General features: G+C 43.9%; 1 protein-coding gene. It reads left to right on the top strand.

The genetic code is table 11. The annotated features are described in order from the left end of the window. The first annotated feature begins 25 nt into the window (after positions 1-25). Positions 26-475 carry a hypothetical protein gene (locus N1032_RS27870; protein ID WP_259543986.1) on the top strand — a complete coding sequence of 150 codons (450 nt, stop codon included), beginning with the start codon at positions 26-28 and terminating at the stop codon, positions 473-475. Positions 476-519: the final 44 nt, after the last annotated feature.

The following is a 519-nucleotide window of genomic DNA, read 5'->3' on the forward strand; positions in this document are numbered from 1 at the left end:
TGGATAATTAAAGGAGTTCAATAATATGATTGAACAAGGTACTGACTATTTACTTAGTCCTGAAGCCTTCGACGAGAATGGTAATCGTCGTCCCGGAAATTTTAAAGCGGCACTGGAAGATGACCCAATTGAAGATGGTCGTAATCTCAGAACCGGTAAATTCCTTCCGGGTAATAAGTGTTCGCCAGGTCGTCCAAAGGGCAGCCGCAACAAAATGACTCAAGCATTCCTAGACAGGGTTGCTAGTCGTACAGAGGATGGGCTCTCCATGGAAGAGATTCTTATGGATATGGCCCAAGATCCTAAATGTGATCCAGACCTTCGATTCAAGTCAGCTAAGACAATTCTTGAACTGACTCTGCCTAAAGCAGCAAGTATTGAAGTGACAATGGAAGAAACTAAACTTACCAAAGATCAGATTGACGCACGTCTGACTGAGCTGTTGGCTAAGGGATTAGGAGTAACCCAGGATTGAGGCCGTAAGGCTTGGTCGATCCACATAACGACCTCAAAATAAAA

Origin of the sequence: Herbiconiux daphne (genome assembly GCF_024979295.1) — a bacterium.
GTDB classification, from domain to species: domain Bacteria; phylum Actinomycetota; class Actinomycetes; order Actinomycetales; family Microbacteriaceae; genus Herbiconiux; species Herbiconiux daphnes.